Genomic DNA, 2,016 nt, shown 5'->3' with positions numbered 1-2,016 from the left:
CCCGCGCCAGCGCGAGATGGCGTTCCGCGGCGGCGTCAACCTCGTGATGTACGCGCTCACCGGCAACTACAAGGCCGACCAGGTCCACGTTCCGGCTTTGCTGGAGCGGCTGGGGCAGTGAGGCGTCGCATCACCCAACGGTATCGTTCATGCTGAGCCTCAGCCTCGCCCCGCTCGTCCCCATCCCCGTCCTCTGGGCCTTGGGCGGGCTCGCCGCGATCCTGGCCGTGGTGGCGTTCCTCGCCCGCGGGCCGGTGGCGCTGCTGCGCGTCCTCGTCCTCGCCCTGGTGCTGCTGGCGCTGGCCAATCCCTCGCTGGTCCAGGAGGAGCGCGAGCCGGTCAAGGACATCGTCGCCGTGGTGGTCGACCGCTCGGGCTCGCAGGGTCTGGGCGACCGCCCGGCGATGACCGAGAAGGTCAAGGCCGAGCTGCAGCGGCGCCTGGGCACCCTGACCGAGATCGAGCCGCGCTTCGTCGAGGTGCCGGAAGCCGGCGGCGACGAGGGCACCCGGCTGTTCACGGCGCTCTCGAGCGCGCTCGCCGACGTGCCGCCCGATCGCCTCGCCGGCGTGGTGATGCTGACGGACGGCGTCGTGCACGACATCCCGGCGAGCCTCGCGGCCGCGAGCTTCAAGGCGCCGCTCCACGTCCTGGTCACCGGCCGGCCCGACGAGCGCGACCGGCAGATCCGCCTGATCGAGGCGCCCCGCTTCGGCATCGTCGGGCGCGACCAGACCATCCGGGCCGAGGTGATGGAGCGCGGCGGCACCGGCTCGGCCGTCGTGACCGTCCGCCGCGACGGCGAGGAGGTGGTGCGCCAGTCGGTCCGCACCGGCCAGCCCTTCAACCTGACGCTGCGGGTCGAGCATGGCGGGCCCAACGTCGTCGAGATCGAGGCCGAGGCGCTGCCGGGCGAATTGACCGCCGCCAACAACCGCGCGGTGCTGCCGATCGAGGGCATCCGCGAAAAGCTCCGGGTGCTGCTCGTCTCCGGCGAGCCGCATGCCGGCGAGCGGACCTGGCGCAACCTGCTCAAGTCCGACGCCAACGTCGATCTCGTCCATTTCACCATCCTGCGTCCGCCCGAGAAGCAGGACGGCACGCCGATCTCCGAACTGTCGCTGATCGCCTTCCCGACCCGCGAGCTGTTTCAGCAGAAGATCAAGGATTTCGACCTCATCGTCTTCGACCGCTACGCCAACCAGAGCGTGCTGCCGTCGAGCTACTTCGACAACATCGTGCGCTACGTGCGCGAGGGCGGGGCGCTCCTGATCGCGGCCGGCCCCGAATTCGCCTCCGCCGCCAGCCTCGCCCGGACGCGGCTCGCCGCGATTCTGCCGGGCGAGCCGAACGGACGCGTGGTCGAGCGGGCCTACAAGGCGGCGCTGACCAATAGCGGCCAGCGCCACCCGGTCACCCGCGACCTGCCGGGTTCCGAGGCCTCGCCCCCGGCCTGGGGCGACTGGCTGCGGCTCATCGGCGCCGAGGTCCGACCGGGCGTGACCCCGATCCTGTCCGGGGCCGATTCGCTGCCGCTGCTCGCGCTGTCGCGCGAGGAGAAGGGCCGGGTGGCGCTCCTGCTCTCCGACCATGCCTGGCTGTGGGCCCGGGGCTACGAGGGCGGCGGGCCGCATCTCGACCTGCTGCGCCGCCTCGGCCACTGGCTGATGAAGGAGCCGGCGCTCGAGGAGGAGGCGCTGCGCGCCGCCACCACGGGCCACGGCCGCGAGGTCCGGGTCGAGCGGCAGACCATGGGCGACACCGCCGAGCCCGTCACCGTGACGGCGCCGAGCGGCAAGACCCGCACCCTGACGCTGAACCCCGACAAGCCGGGCCTGTTCGCCGCCGCCTTCGAGGCCGAGGAACTGGGGCTGCACACCCTGCGCTCCGGCAACCTCGTGGCTTTCGTCAGCGTCGGGCCGGCCAACCCGCGCGAACTGGTCGACGTATTCAGCGACACCGAGCGCCTGCGTCCCCTCGCCGAGGCCACCGGCGGCTCGGTGTCGCTGAATACGT

Annotated in this window: 2 protein-coding genes; both read left to right on the top strand. The window is 72.3% G+C overall.

Features of this window, described 5'->3' with window-relative positions; all coding sequences use genetic code 11:
• On the top strand, positions 1-121 hold a 121-nt coding region (locus QR78_RS36775), incomplete at its 5' end, for a DUF4159 domain-containing protein (RefSeq protein ID WP_162234111.1).
• A 28-nt stretch (positions 122-149) separates the two neighbouring features.
• Positions 150-2,016 (top strand): membrane protein (locus QR78_RS31585; protein ID WP_048431601.1); only part of this gene is annotated, 1,867 nt, incomplete at its 3' end.

The organism is Methylobacterium indicum (genome assembly GCF_001043895.1).
GTDB classification, from domain to species: Bacteria; Pseudomonadota; Alphaproteobacteria; order Rhizobiales; family Beijerinckiaceae; genus Methylobacterium; species Methylobacterium indicum.
This window is presented reverse-complemented; position numbering and strand designations above follow the sequence as displayed.